Here is an 18,193-nt window from a genome sequence, read left to right as displayed (position 1 = left end):
TCTCCAGAAACCGATGTATTTATCCAATTTAGGATTGTACACTTATTGAAAACTGTGGATCCCCATTTGTTGGAATCATTTTAATTTGTGAATGATAAAGTGTTGTAATTAAAAAAGCGGAATTACTTTGTGAATCAACAAAGTAATTCCGCTTATTTTTCATCATTCACTCTACATTCCGTGCACTCTTAGTATCTCTCACATTTTTCTGGACTGTAATGGCCGCAAAAATGCTTAGCACAAATGCCATTGCAAAAAAACCTTTTTCACTGAACATTATACTCCCCGCATTGTATAACCCAATCGCCATTAAGACTATGGCAACCATCAATGCAAACCAGCTAATTCCATAGTAAATATACGTCACGGGGATTCCCTCTTCTTTATCTCTTACTGCCTTTTGCAGAGATACGGAAGCATAGAGTCCAAATAGGAGCACTGCAAAATAATACCCTTTTTCATTCAGTTCCATTGTCGCATTAAACAAACCTACTAAATAAGCTGATATCCCAATAATAAGTGCTGCTATAGCGGCCCCTTTGAAGGCTTGGGTCGGCTCTCCTTCTCTTCTTTCCATATTCGGTTCTTGTTGTTTCTCCCTATCAAAAATATCATCATGTTCCTTTTCCATCCCCATCCCCTTTCGTTTACGTACACATCCGATTACCCTATCCAACAATACCTTGCATCTCACATTATTCTATAAGTACTCCATACGTGTTGATTTCATTCTTTTATTATTTGATTTCTCTTCTACTATCCTAACTATTTTTGGGCGTGAAAAAACAAACTAACGATTTACACGCTAGTATGTATTCATATTCGTCACTTCCCCCTATTTTTTACAACATCCTTAGTTACCAATCACTAAGTCCTTTGCATAGATATTTTATTCCCATTGCCCCCGAACTTGAACATTTCTCTAAAAAACAGGTAGCATTTATCGCTACCTGCTTCTTTCAAGATTTATCCAACTGTTTCGTGAAATTAAATCAATCCAATTGCATTGCCTTTATGATCTACGTCCATATTCAATGCAGCAGGCTGTGCGGGTAAACCAGGCATTGTCATAATATCACCTGTTAAACATACTAGAAAACCTGCACCTAACTTCGGCATTATTTTTCTTATCGTAATTGTAAATGCCTCGGGTCTGCCCAATATTTTCGGGTCGTCGGAAAAAGAATATTGAGTTTTCGCCATACAAATCGGTAACATATCCCATCCGTTCTGTTCAATCATTTGTAAATCGCGCATGGCTTCATCAGTGAAAATGACATCTTTTCCGCCATATACTTGTTGAACGATTTTACCTATTTTTGTTCTGACAGATTCCTCTTCATCATATAAATAAGCAAAATTGTTTTCTTTCTCTACGACCTTTAGAACTTCCTTGGCTAGCGCTAAACCGCCCGCTCCACCGTTTTCCCATACATCCGTTACAGCGACTCGAACGTTATGTTGTTGACACCACGTTAAGATTGTTTCAATCTCCGCTTTCGTATCCGTAATAAATCGGTTTATGGAAACAACTGGTTCAACCCCAAATGTCCGTACAGTTTCAATATGCTTTGCTAAATTAACGAGTCCACTTAATACAGCTTCTTCATTTTCCGTTTTCAAGTCATCTCTTGAAATTCCACCATGCATTTTCAGTGCACGAACAGTCGCTACAACGACAACAGCTTCTGGTGAAAATGCCCCTTGTCTTGCTTTTATATTCATAAACTTTTCCGCACCTAAGTCAGAACCAAATCCTGCTTCCGTCACAACGTAGTCAGCTAAGTTACGTGCCATATTCGTTGCAACTAAGGAGTTACACCCGTGTGCAATATTCGCAAACGGTCCACCGTGAATTAGCGCTGGTGTGCCTTCAATCGTTTGCACTAAATTCGGTTTAAACGCTTCTTTCAATAACAACGTAAGTGCCCCTTCGACACCTAAATCGCGAACAGTCACTGGTTCTTTGTCATACGTATAACCGATAACAATACGTGATAACCGTTCTTTTAGATCTGACAAATCTTTCGCCAAACAGAATATCGCCATAATTTCTGAAGCAACTGTAATATCAAATCCATCTTCTCGGGGAACACCTTGTGCCGGACCACCTAATCCAACGGTAACTTGTCTCAAAGCGCGGTCATTCATATCTAACACACGTTTCCATGTAATTCTACGTGGATCGATACGAAGGTCATTGCCTCTATGAATATGATTATCAATAAATGCACTTAATGCGTTATTTGCGGTTGTAATCGCATGTATATCGCCAGTAAAGTGAAGGTTGATATCTTCCATTGGTACAACTTGTGCATATCCGCCCCCTGTTGCACCGCCTTTAATTCCCATAACTGGACCTAATGATGGCTCACGTAAAGCAATTATCGTATTTTTATTAAGTTGTGTCAGGGCATCTGCCAAACCGACAGTGACCGTCGACTTCCCTTCTCCAGCAGGCGTTGGACTAATGGCCGTAACGAGAATGACTTTTCCTAAATTTGTTTTTCCTTTAATTTTCGTTGGATCAATTTTTGCCTTATATTTACCGTAAGGTTCGATTGCATCTTCTGGAATATTCACCCGTTTTGCAATGTCCCAAATTGGTCTCATATCTACTTGCTTAGCAATTTCTAAATCTGTCAACGGTATTACCTTCTCAGTCACGAATATCGTCCCCTACCTTTTTACTTTTATTATACAGTATTTCATTGAGAATTCCGTGAACTTTATAAATTAATGCAAATAATCCTCTAGAAGTCAGACAAGTTAAATAAACACACTAACATATATATTAATAGAGACGGAACCATTATAAAAAAGGGGTTGAACGAATTGGTAAGAAGAACAGCTGAACCTTATAAGATTAAAAGCGTAGAAACACTTGCGATGTTATCTTACGACGAAAGAAAAGAAGCATTAATTAAGGCTGGCTATAACACTTTCCTCATTGACTCCGCTGATGTGTACATCGATTTATTAACCGATAGTGGAACGACTGCGATGAGTGATGCACAATGGGGAGCCCTCATGACCGGCGACGAGGCTTATGCTGGCAGTAAAAGTTGGAAGAAACTTGAGGAAACAGTCCGTGAAGTATATGGTTATCGTTACGTATTGCCAACCCATCAAGGTCGTGGGGCAGAGAACATTTTATCCCAATTGAAAATAAAAGATGGTGATTTTATTCCAGGCAATATGTATTTTACAACGACTCGCGCACATCAAGAAATGAACGGCGCAAAGTTTGTGGATGTCATTATTGATGAAGCGCATGATCCAAACGTAAATCATCCATTTAAAGGTAATATTGATTTAACAAAACTTCAAAAGGTAATCGATGATGTTGGTGCTGAAAATATTCCTTACGTTTGTTTAGCTGTGACTGTCAATCTTGCCGGCGGGCAGCCTGTCAGTATGGAAAATATGAAAGACGTCTATTCACTATGTAAATCTAATGGTATAGATGTTTTCCTAGATGCTACGCGTTGCGTCGAAAATGCTTATTTTATTAAGGAGCGGGAAGATGGATTTGCCGATAAAAAAATTGCAGCTATTTTAAAAGAAATGCTATCCTATTCCGATGGATGTACGATGAGCGGTAAGAAAGATTGTCTTGTAAATATCGGCGGTTTTCTTGCGATGAATGATGAAGAACTTTATATTCGCTCGCGTGAACTTGTTGTTGTGTATGAAGGAATGCCTTCCTATGGTGGGATGGCTGGGCGAGATATGGAAGCGATGGCCATCGGGATTCGAGAAGCAGTAGATGACCATTATATAGAACATCGGATCCAGCAAGTGCGTCATTTAGGTGATCAATTAATTGACGCAGGCATTCCAATCGTCTTGCCAATTGGCGGCCATGCAGTCTTTTTAGATGCTCGTAAATTTCTCCCACATTTGAAACAGGAAGACTTCCCTGCTCAAGCACTGGCAGCCGCATTATACCTCGATTCCGGCGTACGCAGTATGGAGCGTGGTATTATTTCTGCTGGCCGCAATATTGAAACAGGTGAAAACAATACACCAAAATTAGAACTAGTTAGATTAACGATTCCGCGGAGAGTGTATACAAATAACCATATGAATGTTGTCGTTGATTCGATTATTGATTTATTTAACAAACGCGATGAGATTTGTGGGTTACAAATGGATTATGAACCGCCGACATTACGTTTCTTTAATGCACGATTCTCACCACTTTCGAAGAGTGGTAAACTGATTAGTAAAGAAAACAAAACAATGAATTAGAGATAATTGAAAGGACTTCACAAAATGGAGAATCACAATACAGTTCTGCCTAATAAGCTACAAGGGTTAACAGTGGATGATGTTGCAATTACTCCACATGCAGTAGTAATCAAATTTACTGATGGTACATTTTTTGACATCTATCTTGACGCTGCGCAAATATTAAAAACGTCAACAAATAAACTGGACGTTTAAAGATTTTCGTACAAAATGAGGATAGGTTATGCAGTTAAACTGCTTACCTATCCTCTTTTTAGAGTCTATTTAATGTGTAGCGCCTGTAAACAATTCTATTAGTTTTAATTTCACGTTCAAGAGATTGTTTTGCTATTAATTTGCAACGCAATCTTCCCGAAATTCTTGCTCTCTTCTAAATCACGAAACGCTTCAGCCGCGTCTCGAAGATCGAATACTTTATCAAGGACTGGACGTGTTTCGTATTTTTCAATATGTGCAATCATCTCACGTAATTCCTCGCGGCTTCCCATTGTTGAACCGAGTAATTGAAACTGGCTATAAAAGAAATTGCGTAAATCTAAATCCACCGTATCTTCTGTCGTGGCACCAAAGACGACAATTCGTCCGCCTTTTTTCAAGATTTCTAAAGAACGGTTAAATGTTGCACGTCCCACACTATCGATTACGAGATCTACAGTTTCATCCGCTAACGCTAGTTCCCAATCTTCGTTCGTATCGAGCGCAATGTCGGCGCCTAATGCTAATGCTTGTTTACGCTTTTCCTCGCTACGCGACGTCACGATAACGCGTGCGCCAATATTTTTAGCGAATGAAATTAAGTATGTTGCAACACCGCTTCCTGCCCCCGGTATAAATACAGTTTCTCCCGCCTGTAAATTTCCTTTTGTAAATAGCGCACGGTACCCTGTCAAACCGGCAAGCGCCACTACACCCGCCTCTTCCCAAGTAAGATACGCTGGTTTTCTTTCAACTTGTTCTGCCGAAAGTACAATTTTCTCAGCAAATGTCCCATTATCAGGCATCCCTAAAATATCAAACTCTTTTGGCGGTGCTTCACTATTTTCATCCCAACGTAGGGCCGGATTGATCATCACTTCATCACCAACAGAAACGTTTGTAACACCTTCACCAACCGCCTCAATGACTCCTGCCCCATCAGAGCCTAAAACTAGGGCTTCTGCGTCATCTCCACGACGATTTGGGATATATAAGTCCCGACGATTTAAGCCAGCAGCCTTAAGTGCGACAACGACTTCTCCGTCACTTGCAGTCGGAACTTCCATTTCCTTAATTTTCAATTGACCAAACTCATGTACAAAAGCTTTCACTTGCCTCATCCTTCCTCAAAATAATGACTATAAAGCGTTAATTGCTCTCTACTCACAATATCTTTAGAAAATAATGGTACATACAGCAACTTTTGCTGAGAAAATGTTTCTTCTATTTTATCAATATATTGTTTCTCATGTTTTTTACGCTCTGTCATGAAGTTTCCATCCACATTTTCGGGTAGAACTTTATTCACGATGAGTGTAGACACATGTAAATCATAATTATTTAGTAGTTCAATTGCTTTTTTAGTTTCTATAATAGGTAAGCGCTCCGGATTGAGGACGAATATAAAACCAGTTTTCAATTCATCTAGCAATATTTCACGTGCTTTCGAAAAACGGGCTTGTCTCACGCGCAATACATCGTAAATGGGATCCTCCACAGGATCGCCGTCATTAATTAATCTCGAATAATTTTCATTCGTTGTTCTTCGTTTATCTAGCAGTCCTTTAATCCATACCCCCATTAATTCAGGTAAAGATAAGAGACGGATTGTGTGACCCGTGGGCGCTGTATCGAAGATCAGTTTATCAAATTGCGTACGTTCTTCTAAGATAATACTTATTAATCTATCGAATAACGCTGCTTCATCTGCTCCTGGCGATGCTTTTGCTGTATCCAACTGACGATGCACTTCTTCCATCATAGCAGATTTAACGACGCCTTTAATGTTTTCCTTCACACTTTTTATATAATTTTCAGTTTCTAATTCCGGATCAATTTCAAGTGCATATAAGTTCTTTGTGACTTCTGTCGTTTTACCACCGATTTTAGTCTCAAAAATATCTCCGACGTTATGGGCTGGATCTGTAGATATTAATAATGTTTTATAACCATCTTGGGCACTTTTTAATGCGATTGCTGCAGCTGAAGTTGATTTTCCAACGCCACCCTTTCCCCCGACAAACAGAATATCTTTCTTTAATATCTCCATTTAATCAGCTCCTTTATTAACAACAACGAAATCCTGACAACGGTGATTTCTCCATTCCCATTCGTAAATGCCAATCATGAAATTTTTCAATCATATATGGATACAGTTCTAATGTGTAGTAATATACCGGGTTTGGAATGCCGATCATCTCTGAATAAAGGAGAAGCATAAATAAATCATCTTCATCTCTAAGTTCACTCGCTACTTCACGCCGATGCGGCATGCTTAGCACTTCTTCATACCAATGAATCAGTGCTTTCATTTTATCGAGCATATGAATCCTCCCTTTCACAATATGTAAAGAAGGGATAAGACTATAGCGTCATCCCTTCAACCTTCGTTAATCTTCTTCTTGACTAGAAATTTTATGGTCGTACTTCCCTGACAGGGCCGAGATTGCGGTTAGCATAATCCAAACCGCAAAGACGAAGATAATTGCTCCGAAGATAAACAACAACATATTTGAACTCGTGCCAATGAATGACCACTCAAAAATGACTTGCTGGAACATCGCCCAAAGTGTCATAAACATAACAAAGGCCATCGGAATAATGGTGACCAAGTAGTTCCGGCCAAGCCGCTTCAACCATATGGAAATTAAGAGTAAACTAATTCCAGCTAACAGTTGGTTTGCGGTTCCAAATAGCGGCCATAGTAAATATCCACCAGAACCAAATCCTTGAGGACCCTTCGGTAATAGAACCAATGCTGCACTTGAAACGACGGCAACTGAAGTAGCTACATGCTTTTTTTCTAGCACTGGAATTTTATATTCAACACCAAGCTCTGAGATAATATATCGCATCAATCGTAAAGACGAGTCGAGTGTCGTCGCTGCAAAACTGACGACAATGATCGATACGATTGTCGTAGAGATACTTGTTGGAATCCCAAGGCCCATCGCAAGATTACTAGCCCCTTTGACAAAGTTCCCTAGTCCTCCAGAGCTAGCAGCAGCAAAACTTGAATAGGAAGCTGAAAACGCCTCTTTATTCGGGAAAAATGTAATGACTGCAATAATAGATATTAACGCTAAAACACCTTCTCCAACTGCCCCTAGATAACCAACAAACCGAGCGTCTGTTTCTTTATTCAATTGTTTTGATGAGGTTCCTGAAGAAACGAGCCCATGAAAACCGGAGATTGCTCCACACGCGATGGTGATGAAAAGTAAAGGAAACCAAGATACATCGCTTACTGCATTTGTCGCAGGTGCCGTAATTGTTGGGTTCACAAATAATAGGCCAATATACAAAATACCAAGGCCTACTACAAGTTGATGTGAGTTAATAAAGTCACGGGGTTGCAACAACTTCCATACTGGGAGAATTGAAGCGATATACACATAAATCATTAAAACAACAATCCATATGAAGAATGCAGTTGAAACAGCGCCTAGCCCAAACAAACCAGCCCCATTTTCACCGCCCATATACCTCACAAGATCGATTTGTAGAAAACTGAACTCACTGGAGAATACAGCTGTAATATACATGACTGCAAGTGCAATAAGCGACGGAACAAGCATTTTTTGTTTTCTTTTATAAACGGCATGCCCAATCCAAACCGCAAGCGGTATTTGAATAAACACCGGAAGTACACTCGCCGGAAACTGAATAAATAAATTTGAAATTACCCACGCAAATACGGCGTTTACCATTAAAACCAAAATAAGAATGATGAATAGGAATAATATTTTTGCACGTTGACCAATTAGCCGGTGCGCTAGTGTACCGACAGATTGTCCTTTATGACGCACAGAAAGTACAAGCGTTCCAAAGTCATGTACGCCTGCCGCAAAAACTGTTCCGAGAATGACCCATAAGAAGGCAGGCAACCATCCCCAGTAAACTGCAATTGCTGGTCCAACAATCGGTGCTGCACCTGCAACAGACGTAAAATGATGTCCCCATAAAACGAATTTGTTCGTAGGCACGAAATCGACATCGTCTTTATATCTATGAGCAGGTGTTACATAATTTGGATCGAGGCGAAATATTTTTTCTGCAACAATTTTTGAATAATAACGATAACCTAACGCCAAAATCAACATACCAATTAATGCTAATACGATTGCATTCATTCGTTCTACTCCCCCCTAGTTTCAGTATTCTGTCGAACAACCGTTACAATCGCCACCCCTCCGCACTTAATATTTTCCTGTATCTCACTCTATGATGAATGGTAGGAAATTAGTAGCTGATAATAAAGATATGCTTAAACATTTTGGGAACGCAAAAAAGAGAAAAGTTGATTTTCTTATTCTAGAAAATCAACTTTTCTCTTTATGTCTCTTTAATTATTTTCCTGAAGACCCGAATCCGCCTTGCCCTCTATCCGAATTGGTTAGTGTGTTTGTTTGTTCCAACGTCACTTGCAACACAGGAGCAATGACCATTTGTGCGATTCTCATATGTTTTTCCACTTTAAAGTCTTCTTTTCCATGGTTGATTAATATAATTTTCAACTCTCCTCTATAGCCTTCATCAATTGTTCCTGGGCTATTTAAAACCGTAACTGCGTGTTTTAATGCTAAACCACTTCTTGGCCTAATTTGCGCTTCCGTTCCTTTCGGCAATTCCATTTGAATCCCCGTACTGATTAAAGCTGTCTCTCCTGCTTTCACGATTTTCTCTTCAACAGAAAAGATATCGAGTCCTGCATCTCCTTCATTTGCTCGATTCGGCATTTTCGCATCTTCATGTATTAAATTAATTTTTAATGTAAATTCCAATGTTTATCCCTCATTATAGTTTATTTAGCATAGTGAATTGAACTTTTAAAAATAATCTTTAATTCATACTTTTTAATTGAAACCTTTTTGATTGCCATCCGTATAAGAGATGACTATATTTTTCTAAAAAGGGGGAACCTTTATGGGACTCTTAATTCGTATCGCCATCATCGTATTAATTATTTATTTGTTTTACCGTGGGATTCGTTATCTGACTGACCCTAAACGGAAACTAGATGATGCATATGAAGCTGAACGATATTATTTTTACGATGATGTAAAAAATGTACGCAAAAACTTTTTTATTACGTATAAAGGCGCCATGTTCGAAGGGGAAAAGTATTTGGGCACGACTGAAAATTCTTTTGATGTAGTCACCATCTTCGTTTGGGTTAAAAATGAAGCAAAATTACAAGGCTTTACTAAGGATGACTTCCTTTTTCTACAATCGGAAATCCAATCCAATTATCCGACCGCTGAAATTAATTGGAAAAATCCTATCGAAAAGCTTATGAAGAATTAATGTTATTTTATATTAATTTCGAGTCTATCCTAATCAGCCAAACTAAGACTGTTTGGCTGATTTTTCATCTTCTTATAGATATGTACATTTTATACGGTTGATTGAGTAGGTACCGCGACGCCAAGCAAATAAAGAATCAGTGCGCCATATGCAAGTGCTAACATTAAAAAGCCAACGCGGAATGAAGTATATCTTGATTTATGGCGAAATATTTGCATACCTAAATAAGCGCCAATGCCGCCACCGATAATTGCAAGTAACCAGAGATTTTTTTCTGGAATTCTTTTTGCCTTTTTCTTTGATTGCCGTTTATCGTAACCCATTGCCGAAAAAGCCCATAGTGACATAATCCCTATCCACATGAGAATGACTTCTTGCATACATCTCGCCCCTTTCTTTCCTAGTATAGTACAAAATCATTTCCACCTGTCAATTTAACGAAAATACTTTCGGTGTGAAAAGAAAAAGCCATCCCTTCTCAATTATCGAGAAAAGAACGGCTTTTACTAATCTAAATTATTTTGCAACTGCTTTTTTTGCAGTTTCCGCAAGTTGCGCGAATGCTTGTGCATCAGTTACTGCAAGGTCAGCAAGCATTTTACGGTTAATGTCGATACCTGCGACTTTAAGACCGTGCATCATTTGGCTATATGAAAGATCATTGATACGTGCTGCTGCATTAATACGTGTGATCCATAGTTTACGGAATTCACGTTTCTTTTGACGACGATCCCGGTATGCATAGTTAAATGATTTCATTACTTGTTGGTTTGCAACTTTATAAAGTCTATGTTTTGAGCCATAGTAACCTTTAGCTAATTTTAATACGCGATTACGACGTTTGCGTCTTTCTACTCCACTTTTTACACGTGGCATAGTAATTACCTCCTGCTATTCTATCCGAATATAAATTTTCTAATGAATTGTTGTTAATGAGTTGAAATGATATTGGTTTAAATAAACCAATATTATTTCATGTTAGTGATCATTTCGCGAATACGCTTGTAGTCGCCTGAAGAAACAAGTGAAGCTTTACGCAGGTGACGTTTTGCTTTAGTCGTTTTGTTTGCGAAAAGGTGACTTGTGTATGCACGGCCACGTTTTACTTTACCTGTACCTGTTTTTTTGAAACGCTTCGCTGATCCTTTATGAGTCTTCATCTTAGACATAAATGGTTCCTCCTAAATCTTCGTTGTAGATTATTTCTCAACAGTTGGCGCTAGGACTAAGAACATGCTGCGACCTTCCATTTTCGGTCGTTGTTCAATCGTAGCTAGCTCTTTACACTCTTCGGCGAAACGGTCTAAGACACGTTGTCCGATTTCTTTATGTGTAATTGCACGGCCTCTGAAACGAATTGACGCTTTTACTTTGTCACCGTTTTGCAAAAACCGAATTGCGTTACGAAGTTTTGTTTGAAAATCATGTTCATCAATAGTCGGGCTTAAACGCACTTCTTTTAAATTGATAACTTTTTGATTTCTACGTACTTCACGTTCTCTTTTCTGTTGCTCAAACTTGAACTTTCCATAGTCCATGACACGAGCAACTGGGGGTTTTGCTTTTGGTGCGACAAGAACAAGATCTAAATTAACACGAGATGCAATTTCAAGTGCTTCATTTCGGGATTTAATTCCCAACTGTTCACCGTTTTGATCAATTAAGCGAACCTCACGGGCACGGATCCCCTGATTTACGTTCATGTCTTTACTAATAGTAATCCACCTCCGGATAATGTCTCGAGAATACATGGTTTGGGTACGTCATCGTATGCTGACGACCTCCACGGGTCCATTCAATAAAAAACGGGTAGACATTTAAGAAAATGTCTACCCGCGTATGAATACGTACAAATGTACGATAAAGTCATTCATGTGTTGACCTGCCAACAACGTTTACGCGTCAATCAGGTGAGAAGCGGGTAGCTCCTTCTTATACCACAAACTGTATTCAGCTATTTCCTTAACCTTTATAATCATATCACGCTGTTTTCTATGTGTCAACAGGTTAATTCCAATTAATGTTGATTTCCGCTACAGGCGGACGCTTTCCGCGGGGCGCGGGAGTCGCCGCCTTACGCTCCAATCAACGGAGACACATAAATTTAAACGATCGATTAAATAGAATCAAACCTCAACAGTTAATACGAGCAATTATGAAATCCTCGTTTACTTATTTTTTCACTTCAGCATTCAACAGTTCAATAAACGATTCAAATGGAATGCTTTCTGACTTTTTCTCGCCATATTTACGGACGTTGACTTCGCCAGATTCGATTTCTTTATCGCCTAGAACAAGCATGTAAGGGATTTTTTGCATTTGTGCTTCACGGATTTTATAGCCAATTTTTTCGTCACGTTCGTCTAGTTCAACGCGGAATCCGGCTGCTACAAGTTTTTCACGCACATCATTCGCATAGTCGAAATGTACGTCTGGTGATACCGGAATTACTTGTACTTGGACTGGTGCTAACCATGTTGGGAATGCACCTTTATATTCTTCAATTAAGTATGCAACAAAGCGTTCCATCGTGCTGACAACACCACGGTGAATAACGACTGGACGATGGTGCTTACCATCTTCTCCTACATACGTTAAGTCGAAGCGCTCTGGTAATAAGAAGTCAAGTTGTACAGTTGATAATGTTTCTTCCACACCAAGTGCTGTTTTTACTTGAACGTCTAATTTAGGTCCGTAAAACGCTGCTTCGCCTTCTGCTTCAACATAATCTAAACCGAGATCATCCATCGCTTCTTTTAACATGCTTTGTGCGCGGTCCCACATCGCATCGTCGTCAAAGTACTTTTCTTTATCTTCTGGATCGCGATAAGAGACACGGAATGAGTAATCTGTAATATCAAAGTCTTTATAGACATCAATGATTAACTGAACGACACGTTTAAATTCCTCTTGAATTTGGTCTGGTCTTACAAAGATGTGCGCATCGTTTAATGTCATGCCACGAACACGTTGTAATCCTGATAATGCACCTGACATTTCATAACGATGCATTGTGCCTAGTTCCGCAATTCTTAACGGTAAATTTCTGTATGAGTGAATGCCATTTTTATAAATCATCATATGGTGTGGACAGTTCATTGGACGAAGCACTAGATCTTCATTGTCCATGCTCATCACTGGGAACATATCGTCTTGGTAATGGTCCCAATGGCCACTTGTCTTATATAACTCAGAGCTGCCAAGAACCGGTGTATATACGTGATGGTAGCCTAGTTTTTCTTCTTTATCAACAATATAACGCTCAACGATACGGCGAACTGTTGCCCCTTTTGGCAGCCACATTGGAAGTCCTTGTCCAACTTTTTGAGAGTTCATAAATAAGTCTAACTCACGCCCAATTTTACGGTGGTCACGCTCTTTCGCTTCTTCAAGCATTTTCAAATGTTTTTTCAGTTCATCTTTTTTGAAAAATGCCGTTCCATAGATACGCTGTAACATTTTATTGTTTGAATCTCCGCGCCAATACGCGCCCGCAACACTTAATAATTTAAATTCGCGTAATTTTGATGTGGATGGAACGTGAACGCCGCGACATAGGTCAACAAATTCACCTTGTTCATAAAGCGTTACTTGTTCTCCTTCAGGAATCGCATCGATTAACTCCAATTTGTATTCATCGCCAATTTCTTCAAAAAGCTTTTTCGCTTCTTCGCGTGATACTTCGATTCGTTTGATCTCAAAGTTTTCATTAATAATTTGTTTCATTTCTTTTTCGATCGCCGGTAAATCTTCAGCTGTAATTGGCTCAGACGAATCTACATCGTAGTAAAAACCGTTTTCAATGACTGGCCCAACGCCAAACTTCGCATCTTTGAATAGTCGCTTAACGGCTTGTGCAAGCACGTGTGCTGAACTATGACGTAAAATTTCAAGTGCTTCCGGTGAGTCTGGTGTGATAATGGAAATTTTTCCATCTGACTCAATCGGTGTTTTGAAATCAATTAATGTTTCATCTAGCTTTCCTGCAATTGCATTTCTTCTTAATCCAGGACTAATCGATGCTGCAACATCTTCAGTCGTCGTACCACTCGGAAATTCCTTTATCGTACCGTCTGGAAATTGTAATTTAATCATTTCAGCCATTTTTAAAACACTCCTTATTTTATGAAAATAAAAAAAGCCCCATCCCTGGAAAAGGGACGAAGCGTTAGCTCGTGGTTCCACCCTTCTTCTATTAACCCAACATAAATAAGATTAACGAAGCTTTACTTCGGCTAACGGGCCGGGACCGTCATTGGCTAATGAATAAATGTTCACCAATGCTGCTTAAAGGTGGTAAACTGATTGTTTAACCTACAGGGCTTCCAGCCGATGACCCTATTCTCTGGCGGTAAATCTAATCAATTGTTGTCCTTATCGATGCATTTCATCATGATATTAATGAAGATTATACAATGCTTATTTTACAATTGCAAGTTTTATTGAAAATTTCGGGGATTCTAATAATCTTATTTTAATCGCCTATTTTCACCACTCAATTCCACAGGCCGTGCAACAGTTTGAATACGCTCCATAATTCTGGCAGCTTTCACAACATCTTTTTCACCACGTTGCGTATAAGTTAAGTGATGTTCCAATTCTTTAAAACTTAGGTTTGACGTGAAAAATGTCGGCAATTGTTCTGCCATTCGATATTGTAATATTGCCCCAAGAATTTCATCTCTCGTCCAAGAAGTCATCGCTTCCGCACCAAAATCATCTAAAATTAACACTGGTGCTTTTTTTACATAGTCTACTTTTTCATTTAACGTTTGATCTTGAATAGATTGTTTGATTTCCCGTAAAAACTCCGGCACATACACAGCAACGGTTCTAATTCGACGCTGAGCAAGCTCATTCGCAAGCGCTCCGAGAATAAATGATTTCCCAATCCCGAAAGGACCATGAATATATAGACCACGTCTTGGCAACTTTCCAGTTTCATCTAATTCGTATAAAAACTTCTCCGCTTTCTCTATAACTGTTAAACGACTTTTGTGTGCATTGCCTTCAAAATCTATGTCTTCTAGCTTTGCCTCCATGACATCTTTTGGCATATACATACTTTCAATCATTTTAGAGATGTTACGGCGGTCCTCGTCAATGAGTTTTAATTGACATTTCACATATTCAATATCAATTAAGTTGCTCTTCAACACTAATTTGGGCTCAAAGCCTTTCATAATATTGGTACATTCTGTTAAAGAATTACATTTATCACAACCAATTGATGCCGTCGTGTACTCATATAGTTTACCTAAACTACGGTCAACAATATCTTTATTTAATTCATCCGCATGATCAGATAAAAACTTTTGGACGTTGGCATTTTCCAATATTTCCCGTCGCATTTCATCATAGCGTGTTGCAAAGCTTGGTGCATTCACAACTCTTTTTAATGTTTCTTTAATCGGCTCGATATTAGTTCACACCTTTACTTCTTCGGCTTAATCTTTCACGTAACTTTCTGCGGCGTTCTTCGATATCCGCATTATCTTCAGTAGATTCTTTTTGCTTTTTCTCTGTTTCAGGTGCTACATGTTCCTCTGATTTTTCCTGTTGCTCTTTTTTATAAAACCATTCAGGCACCATGCCTTCACGAACTGGTTTCCGATTATACGTAGCAGGCTTCTTCTCTTCATTTTTCCACTGCATATATTTATCATGTTCTTTACGCGAAAATTCCAATGCTTCTCTTGCATTGGAAACTTTTTTATTCATCCAATGAGAAGCAATTCGCTCGACATAATTATTCGTAATTTTGCCGTCGTTACGAATAAATACAAATTGCAACAGTACATTGACAACCCCAACTGGCAATTCATGCGTATTGACCAGTCTTTCCGCAAGTTGTACATCGACAGGCAACGGTTCTTTACCATTTAAATCCCGTAACATATCGATAGGGGCTGTATTTTCTAGATAATAAATCAATTCTTCTTCTCTCGTCATTTCCTTTTGTTCGACAGTCGGCGTCGGTGGTTGTGTGAATGTCTTTTGTAAAACTGGTGGCGTTTTTGATGTGTTCATTTTATAAAAATCAGCAGCCGCTTTTCGAAGTCTCGCTTCTGGTAGCTCTAATTTCTCATCAAGTGCCATCATCACAACTTTTTGCATATCTAAAGGGGTTAATGAATACAGAAATGCCAACTTTGAAATAAGCTCCTTCGATACAGAAGCTAATGCCGCTTGTGGAACCATTTGTTCAGACAAACCTGAACGTAATAAGTTAAAATCGAATTCATCTTGCTCAAAAGGAACCCCTTCCGCATTTCTACGCCCAATCACTGCATGCTTGTCCCCTTCATCTATATCAATTCGATGAGTGACCGGCTTGTACACGTCAAGAAAAGTTCTCGAAACCTCTTTAAATTCATCTAGTTCTGCATTCGCAATTGTGAATCGACTTCTTAAATTACGATAGGCCTGTTCACCAATTTTACTAAAAAGAAAAGTTGATAACAATGGATCTTCAAAAAAAGCTTTTGCATCGAGCGGTGGAGACAACTCATATAAAAACGTTCGCACATCTCCTTCAGTTTTCACATACGTACGCATTAAACCGATGGCTTCAAGTGAAATCCGTGCTTCAAAAATCGGTGCGAGCGGCATTGTCAATAAATTCATTAAATGATAATGATTATATTCGCGTTCCTCCACTTGTTCAGCATCCGCCCAAAGCGTCATAAACAAACTCATCGCCTCAGAACCGATAAGCGGTTGATAGAATAATGTGAGGAGTTGCCGATCGTAATTGGAAAATGGTTGCGACAATCTTATTCTGTATCCATCGATTGGCTGTAATTCCCTAAAAAGCGCGACCATTTATCCCACTCCATTCGTTAATCTCTTGCAGTCCGCGTTTGTAAATTTTTCAATTCTTCAATAAACACACTTACGTCTTGATACTCGCGATAAACGGAGGCAAACCTGACATATGCCACTTCATCTACATCTGCCAATTTCTCCATGACCATTTCGCCTAAATCTTTAGAATCAATTTCAACAACGCCAGAACTTCTCAACTCTTTTTCGATAATATAAACGATGTTCTCTAAATTCTCAAGCGAAATTGGTCGTTTTTCACAAGCTCGAATTAACCCACGTAAAATTTTTCTTCCAACAAACTCATCCCGTGAACCATCTTTTTTCACGACAATTAACGGGGTATCTTCTATTTTTTCGAATGTTGTAAAACGAAATCCGCATGACTCACATTCTCTACGTCTACGGATGGATTTATTTGCATCTGCTGGTCTAGAATCGACGACCTTAGAGCCGTTATATTGACAGGCTGGGCATTTCATAAAAAGTCCTCCACTTTATCTTTCATAATATATTATCATTATAGCAGAAAAAGCCAAAACTTAAAAAGAGTAGGGAATCTTGCCCCTACTCTTACCTCTTATTATGCATTAACTTTTTTCTTTAAAGACTTTCCAACTTTTTTGGCTAAACCTACAACACGTGCTGAGTAACCCCATTCGTTGTCATACCATGCAAGTACTTTTACTTTGCGGTCTCCCATCACAATCGTAGATAAACCGTCTATAATTGCTGATTCCGTTGATGTATTAAAATCTACAGAAACTAGCGGCTCCTTTGTGAAGCGTAAAATACCCGCCAGTTCTCCTTCAGCTTTATCAATAAATGCTTGATTGACCATGTCAACAGTTACATCTTGCTTTAAATCAACGACTAAATCAACGAGTGAAACATTCGGGGTTGGAACACGTAGTGCCATTCCATGAATTTTCCCTTCTAACTCTGGAAGGACTAGCGAAAGCGCTTTCGCAGCACCCGTTGAAGTAGGGATAATCGATTGTGCACATCCACGCGCACGTCGCATATCACTGTGCGGATTATCCAAATTGTTTTGGTCAGTTGTAAAGGCATGAACTGTTGTCATAAGCCCATTTTCAATGCCAAATGTATCATTTAAAACTTTTGCTACAGGAGCTAGACAATTCGTTGTACAACTCGCATTCGAAATTACTTCATGCTTATCTAAATCAAGTTTATCGTCGTTTACCCCAAGTACAACTGTAATATCTTCATTTGTACCAGGCGCTGTTAAGATAACTTTTTTTGCACCAGCCTCAAGATGATAGGCTGCTTTATCACGTGAATTAAATTTGCCTGTCGCTTCTATCACGATATCCACATCTAAATCTTTCCACGGTAGATTACGTGGGTCGCGATCTGATACGAGTTGAACGCGCTTACCATCTACAATTAAAGCATTTTCTTCGGCTACTACACTACCATCAAAAATTCCGTGATTTGTGTCATACTTAAGTAAATGTGCAAGAGTTTCTGATGAATAGGATGCATTCACCGCTACGACCTCTACATCATCTTCCTTAATCATTTGACGAAAAACCATTCGCCCTATTCGTCCAAAACCGTTAATCGCAATAGAAGTAGTCATTATAAA

Annotated in this window: 19 protein-coding genes and 1 other annotated feature; of the genes, 3 read left to right on the top strand and 16 right to left on the bottom strand. The window is 39.0% G+C overall.

The features are described 5' to 3' along the window. Positions 1-166: 166 nt before the first annotated feature. Both yiaA and AB1H92_RS04110 read right to left on the bottom strand, forming a co-directional pair. A complete protein-coding gene (yiaA, locus tag AB1H92_RS04115) occupies positions 167-631 on the bottom strand; it encodes an inner membrane protein YiaA (RefSeq protein ID WP_115362194.1) in 465 nt (154 codons plus the stop codon). 356 nt (positions 632-987) lie between these two features. Next, the gene (locus tag AB1H92_RS04110) at positions 988-2,667 is read right to left on the bottom strand and encodes a formate--tetrahydrofolate ligase (RefSeq protein ID WP_256594312.1); all 1,680 of its coding nucleotides are present in this window, start codon (positions 2,665-2,667) and stop codon (positions 988-990) included. A gap of 168 nt (positions 2,668-2,835) precedes the next feature. Between AB1H92_RS04110 and AB1H92_RS04105 the strand changes: the two genes are divergently transcribed. Both AB1H92_RS04105 and AB1H92_RS04100 read left to right on the top strand, forming a co-directional pair. Beyond that, the gene (locus AB1H92_RS04105; protein WP_115362196.1) at positions 2,836-4,254 is read left to right on the top strand and encodes a tyrosine phenol-lyase; all 1,419 of its coding nucleotides are present in this window, start codon (positions 2,836-2,838) and stop codon (positions 4,252-4,254) included. A 24-nt stretch (positions 4,255-4,278) separates the two neighbouring features. Then, a complete protein-coding gene (locus tag AB1H92_RS04100) occupies positions 4,279-4,449 on the top strand; it encodes a hypothetical protein (RefSeq protein ID WP_166739469.1) in 171 nt (56 codons plus the stop codon). Between the two features lie 116 nt (positions 4,450-4,565). On the opposite strand, the gene AB1H92_RS04095 is transcribed toward AB1H92_RS04100, so the two are convergent. The 5 genes from AB1H92_RS04095 to dut all read right to left on the bottom strand — a co-directional run bounded on the left by AB1H92_RS04095 (position 4,566) and on the right by dut (position 9,233). Beyond that, the gene (locus AB1H92_RS04095; RefSeq protein WP_115364125.1) at positions 4,566-5,561 is read right to left on the bottom strand and encodes a zinc-binding dehydrogenase; all 996 of its coding nucleotides are present in this window, start codon (positions 5,559-5,561) and stop codon (positions 4,566-4,568) included. A 5-nt stretch (positions 5,562-5,566) separates the two neighbouring features. Next, on the bottom strand, positions 5,567-6,499 hold the full coding sequence (locus AB1H92_RS04090; protein WP_115362199.1) for an ArsA family ATPase: 933 nt from the start codon (positions 6,497-6,499) through the stop codon (positions 5,567-5,569). Positions 6,500-6,515: 16 nt separating this feature from the next. Next, positions 6,516-6,773, bottom strand: coding sequence for a cory-CC-star protein (locus AB1H92_RS04085; RefSeq protein WP_115362200.1), 258 nt, complete (start codon positions 6,771-6,773; stop codon positions 6,516-6,518). Positions 6,774-6,839: 66 nt separating this feature from the next. After that, on the bottom strand, positions 6,840-8,582 hold the full coding sequence (locus tag AB1H92_RS04080) for a carbon starvation protein A (protein WP_115362202.1): 1,743 nt from the start codon (positions 8,580-8,582) through the stop codon (positions 6,840-6,842). 216 nt (positions 8,583-8,798) lie between these two features. Beyond that, a complete protein-coding gene (gene dut / locus AB1H92_RS04075) occupies positions 8,799-9,233 on the bottom strand; it encodes a dUTP diphosphatase (protein WP_115362204.1) in 435 nt (144 codons plus the stop codon). A 142-nt stretch (positions 9,234-9,375) separates the two neighbouring features. On the opposite strand from dut, the gene AB1H92_RS04070 reads away from it, so the two are divergent. Next, on the top strand, positions 9,376-9,756 hold the full coding sequence (locus AB1H92_RS04070; RefSeq protein ID WP_115362206.1) for a sigma-w pathway protein ysdB: 381 nt from the start codon (positions 9,376-9,378) through the stop codon (positions 9,754-9,756). Between the two features lie 89 nt (positions 9,757-9,845). Here AB1H92_RS04070 and AB1H92_RS04065 read toward each other — a convergent pair whose 3' ends face one another. The 9 genes from AB1H92_RS04065 to AB1H92_RS04025 all read right to left on the bottom strand — a co-directional run bounded on the left by AB1H92_RS04065 (position 9,846) and on the right by AB1H92_RS04025 (position 18,187). Continuing rightward, on the bottom strand, positions 9,846-10,136 hold the full coding sequence (locus AB1H92_RS04065; protein ID WP_115362208.1) for a DUF1294 domain-containing protein: 291 nt from the start codon (positions 10,134-10,136) through the stop codon (positions 9,846-9,848). Positions 10,137-10,272: 136 nt separating this feature from the next. Beyond that, a complete protein-coding gene (gene rplT, locus AB1H92_RS04060) occupies positions 10,273-10,632 on the bottom strand; it encodes a 50S ribosomal protein L20 (protein ID WP_075527383.1) in 360 nt (119 codons plus the stop codon). Positions 10,633-10,724: 92 nt separating this feature from the next. Further along, positions 10,725-10,925, bottom strand: a complete 201-nt coding sequence (rpmI, locus tag AB1H92_RS04055) for a 50S ribosomal protein L35 (RefSeq protein WP_115362210.1) — start codon at positions 10,923-10,925, stop codon at positions 10,725-10,727. A gap of 30 nt (positions 10,926-10,955) precedes the next feature. Next, a complete protein-coding gene (gene infC, locus AB1H92_RS04050) occupies positions 10,956-11,459 on the bottom strand; it encodes a translation initiation factor IF-3 (RefSeq protein WP_075527381.1) in 504 nt (167 codons plus the stop codon). Between the two features lie 92 nt (positions 11,460-11,551). Further along, positions 11,552-11,696, bottom strand: a sequence feature (ribosomal protein L20 leader region). Positions 11,697-11,928: 232 nt separating this feature from the next. Next, positions 11,929-13,860: a threonine--tRNA ligase gene (thrS, locus tag AB1H92_RS04045; protein WP_115362212.1), complete on the bottom strand. Its 1,932-nt coding sequence runs from the start codon at positions 13,858-13,860 to the stop codon at positions 11,929-11,931. A 365-nt stretch (positions 13,861-14,225) separates the two neighbouring features. After that, the gene (dnaI, locus tag AB1H92_RS04040) at positions 14,226-15,176 is read right to left on the bottom strand and encodes a primosomal protein DnaI (protein ID WP_115362214.1); all 951 of its coding nucleotides are present in this window, start codon (positions 15,174-15,176) and stop codon (positions 14,226-14,228) included. Position 15,177: 1 nt separating this feature from the next. Next, complete coding sequence (locus AB1H92_RS04035; protein ID WP_115362216.1) at positions 15,178-16,581, bottom strand: replication initiation and membrane attachment family protein; 1,404 nt, start codon at positions 16,579-16,581, stop codon at positions 15,178-15,180. Between the two features lie 17 nt (positions 16,582-16,598). After that, on the bottom strand, positions 16,599-17,063 hold the full coding sequence (gene nrdR, locus AB1H92_RS04030; protein WP_115362218.1) for a transcriptional regulator NrdR: 465 nt from the start codon (positions 17,061-17,063) through the stop codon (positions 16,599-16,601). A gap of 101 nt (positions 17,064-17,164) precedes the next feature. After that, positions 17,165-18,187 carry a glyceraldehyde-3-phosphate dehydrogenase gene (locus tag AB1H92_RS04025; RefSeq protein ID WP_115362220.1) on the bottom strand — a complete coding sequence of 341 codons (1,023 nt, stop codon included), beginning with the start codon at positions 18,185-18,187 and terminating at the stop codon, positions 17,165-17,167. Between the last annotated feature and the right edge of the window lie 6 nt (positions 18,188-18,193).

Source organism: Sporosarcina pasteurii, assembly GCF_041295575.1.
Lineage (GTDB): Bacteria > Bacillota > Bacilli > Bacillales_A > Planococcaceae > Sporosarcina > Sporosarcina pasteurii.
The sequence above is the reverse complement of the archived record's forward strand: the minus strand, read 5'-3'. Positions and strand labels throughout refer to the sequence as shown.